The organism is Microcystis sp. LE19-195.1E (assembly GCF_027532095.1).
Taxonomy (GTDB): domain Bacteria; phylum Cyanobacteriota; class Cyanobacteriia; order Cyanobacteriales; family Microcystaceae; genus Microcystis; species Microcystis aeruginosa.
This window is the reverse complement of record NZ_JAPZSZ010000312.1, coordinates 1-3,781: the sequence shown is the minus strand read 5'-3', so window position 1 is coordinate 3,781 and position 3,781 is coordinate 1. Positions and strand designations below refer to the sequence as shown.

General features: G+C 43.5%; 4 protein-coding genes. All 4 read right to left on the bottom strand.

The window, feature by feature from the left end; genetic code table 11:
- Positions 1-365: 365 nt before the first annotated feature.
- Entirely contained in the window at positions 366-677 is a 312-nt protein-coding gene (locus O9300_RS17240; RefSeq protein ID WP_353851568.1) for a gas vesicle protein, read from the bottom strand.
- Positions 634-1,044 carry a gas vesicle protein gene (locus O9300_RS17235; RefSeq protein WP_287972947.1) on the bottom strand — a complete coding sequence of 137 codons (411 nt, stop codon included), beginning with the start codon at positions 1,042-1,044 and terminating at the stop codon, positions 634-636. Before O9300_RS17235 ends, O9300_RS17240 begins: the two co-directional genes overlap by 44 nt.
- Before the next feature lie 29 nt (positions 1,045-1,073).
- Positions 1,074-2,114, bottom strand: coding sequence for a gas vesicle protein GvpN (gene gvpN, locus O9300_RS17230; protein ID WP_287972946.1), 1,041 nt, complete (start codon positions 2,112-2,114; stop codon positions 1,074-1,076).
- Between the two features lie 618 nt (positions 2,115-2,732).
- Entirely contained in the window at positions 2,733-3,272 is a 540-nt protein-coding gene (gvpC, locus tag O9300_RS17225; RefSeq protein ID WP_287972944.1) for a gas vesicle protein GvpC, read from the bottom strand.
- Positions 3,273-3,781 lie beyond the last annotated feature (509 nt).

The window sequence follows — 3,781 nt, the reverse complement described above, 5'->3', positions numbered from 1 at the left end:
GAATTTCTGGCTCAACGAGTCCACTTGAATTAGATTCCTGGCGAAATCCCACCCAGAGGTGGTTCTCTCCTCAGACTTTAGCGACCTTACAGAAGCCTGTTTTCGGGGTCTCCTAGGATACAGTTCCAAACCTCTAAAATAATTGGTTTCTCTGGTACTTGACGCTGAGAGCTTTTACCTATAGGAGCATTCCCCTAGAGAACCCCATAACTCTAGTTTTCAAGGTGCGTTGATCGGTTGATGACTGGGTTTTTTAAGCGGTTGCTTACCCTGCCCCCTATTCTTAATATCATAACATAAAGTCGCCCTCAAAGGGCGAGGCTTTCAACCCAATTTTTCGGTAAACTTCTTTACCGTTTAAGGATTCAATTGAGGAATTTCAATGTATACAAAGAATGTGCCTGCTCGTTCGGACTGGTATCACGGCTCTCCATTGCACTCAATTTGGCTAAGGATTTTAAGGCTTGAAGTCGGCGTGAAAGTTCCAGGTTTTCTGCGAATAAAGCTTGGCATTGGCTAGGGAGGTAGGGATAACCTTGCAAGCCATTAATTGCCATTTCCCTGGCTTTATCAAGGGGGGCAACCGTCAACTCGTGTAAATTTCCTAACCTTTGAGGATTCAAGTGAGGAATTTCACGCATCTGAGGAATGTGCTTCATCGTTCGGACTGGTATCATGGCTCTCCATTGCATTCAATTGGGTTAAGGATTTTAAGGTTTCAAGCTCAGTTTCTAGGGTTTGGAGTCGGAGTGAAAGTTCCCGATTTTCTGCTAGTAAAGCTTGGGATTGGCTATGGAGGTAGGGATCCCCTTCCCACCAGTTGATTCCCATTTCCTTTGCTTTATCAACAGAGGCAATTAACAAACGAATGCGGATATTTATAAGTTCAGTGGAGGCGATCGAAACTGAAATATCGCCAGCAATCACAATTCCTTTATCTAAAACTCGTTCAAGGATATCCGCCAAACTCGAACCTTGAGTTGCTGTTTTCAGGGAGTTGTTTGATTGGGTTTTGAGCGAGCCAGCAAAAGTGGAAGAAGTCACGGTTGGTTTCACCCAATAAGAGTATAAAACTAGTCTTTTTGCTTCAGCAAGTTCGTTCGCAGTAAAGATTGAATGGCTTTTAACGATTGATTTCCTGTCAAAGGCTCAGAAGTTGACGCTTGGGCATCGGAAGGCTCCTCTTCCTCTCCAACGGATAGGGATTCTACCAGATTGTCGTCGAGGATTTCCCATAAAATAGCTCTTGAGCTATCAATAGGTAAGCTTGTGCGTGACAAGAGAACATCGGCGCAGATATCACGGAAGTCGGCATCAGAGGAGTTGGCCACAATATCGTGAGAGGCGCAGACTTTAGCAATCATTAAACAAGAGCGCAAACCTGACGTTTTTTCAGTCGCAGTTTTCAAACGAAAGGTTTTGACGAGGTTGACAATAAATAAAGCATCTTCTCGACCAATCCCCGTTTTTTGGGCAAGAATTTCAGTCTGAGTCAGTTGATCTGGTTCAGGCATATTAATGGTTACCAACCGATCCATTAAAGCATCTTGGGTAGCATGAACCCCACAGTATTCTTCTGGGTTGGAGGTGAAAATTGCCCGAAATTGAGAATTGACTTGCAGGTAATCGGGTTGATGGCTAGTGGGCGGCAGGGTGAGAATTTTTTCTTCCAGGGCAGAGAGTAAAACGTTGTTGACCTCAGGTCGAGAACGATTGAACTCATCATAAACTAGGGTAAACCCCTCGCGACAGGCCATTGTTAAGCGAGAATCCACCCAATTGTGTTTTAGCTCGTCTTCAACTTTGAGAACGCTGTGGATATAGTTATCCATCAGTTTTTTATGGGTATAACCAGACTGGCTACCAATTAAATCGGAACTGGTAAAGTCATCATCGCCAAAGATCAGCATCACAGGTCTGGCTAAACAATTGGCCAAGTGCATTGCCAATGTGGTTTTTCCCGTTCCTGCTGGGCCACATAGATGAATGGAAAAACCAGAGTTTAGATAACGTAAGGCGCGGGTGGCAATTTGATCAATCGAAGGCGTAACAACAAATTGACCAGGGCGGAGGCTGAGGACGGCTCTTCTTGTTTGAGTTTCAGTAACTGTCATAGTTGAAATCTAGTAAATACCATTGATAATCCCCGCCTGAAGCGTACGGGTATTCTTGAGCTAACAACTGCTGGTTTAGGTTTCCCCTTAATAACCGAGTAGGCAAGGACGCTTGTGTTACCCGAATTTTACGGCAAGTTTAATCGTCTTTGGCTTTTAAGGCTTACCTCATAATAATATCACAAAAAATTAGGAACTGTCATCAATTAGATCTAGAACCTTGATTCTGAAGGTATTTCAGGATATTCATTAGTCAAGGGACTAAGGGTCTAAAATTCTTGTCTAGATTACTTTTCAAGACTTAAACAATGACAAGCCCAGATGCAGTCCTTTTCCCTTACCTCCTTTGTCAATAAAAGACTACTAATGACAACATTAACTATAAACTAAGTGAAGTTTTGTAATACTTCTTAATTTACCAGAGCCCTAGAGCAGCCTGAAGGGGAACCCACCACTCCTACGTTGAGTCTAGAAACTTAAAAAGGCAGGACTAGCTAGGTTTAAAACCAAAGGCTTATTGTTGCATTTTCAGATAGTCCTCTAGTTTAGCCAGGAAAAGGGACTAGAGGGTTTTTACTCTAGCCCTAGGCTTAAGTGGGTTGTAATTAACCTAGAGATTTATTTGCCAAAAACGTAGATAGACAACTCTTGACGAAATTGACGCAAATCGTCTTTTAGCTGTTTCGCTTCCGCCAAACGTCGTTCTTGAAATTGACTCAAATCATCCTTCACCTGTTTAGCTCGATCTAGATGAAGTTGGCGTAAGTCGTCCTCTAGCTGTTTCGCGGCCGCTAAACGCTGTTCTTGGAATTGACTTAAATCCTCTTTCAGCTGTTTAGCTCGATCTAGACGCTGTTGACGTAAGTCGTCCTCTAGCCGTTTCGCTTCCGCTAAACGTTGTTCTTGAAATTGACGTAAATCCTCTTTTTGCTTTTCCGCTTGAGCTAAACGCTGTTTTTGGGTAGCTGTTAAAAACACGCGGCTGTCTTGTTGAACTTTTTGGAAAGACTCGCGCAAAGCAGTTGCCTGTTCTTGCGCTTGTTTTTGTCTTTCAGTTTTGACATCCAACAGAAAAGATTGGACTCCTCGCGAGAGTTCAGCTACTTCTTCAGCAATCGATAAACGCTCCTGGCGGAACTTTTCCATGAGAGCAGGCATGGGGGTGTCCTCAACTACTAAATACTATGGAATGGAGTATATCCAATCACCCGTTGAAAAAAACATTCACGGGGACTGGGGGGAGAGACAGTAGATTCCGACTTTTCTTATTATCCAAAAGTTGAGATAGCGAACTACCACAGATCAAGGTGCGCGGCTTCCTACCCCAAGAATGGCTTTCTATTGCGAAAAATAGCGAGCCTTACATTCTGGCGATAGGCGGTAAACCTAGCTACAAGGGACAAAATCACGGTGACAAAAATAATTTGTATGGGTCTAGCTTTGTTTTTGCTATCCGTTGCCGTGCCGACCTTATTAATTATAGACTATTGCGCCCCAAGAGAGGGGTAACTAAACTCAATAGGGATTTAAAGAAAAGCCGAGAATCTGGAAAACCCGGTAGGGTTTTAACTCAGCCGATGGGAGAATCTGGTATCAATCCTTAAGCAGGAACCGCTGCAGATTGAGTCAGACCAACGGCTTCAGCATATTTGAGGTAGGTTTCAACC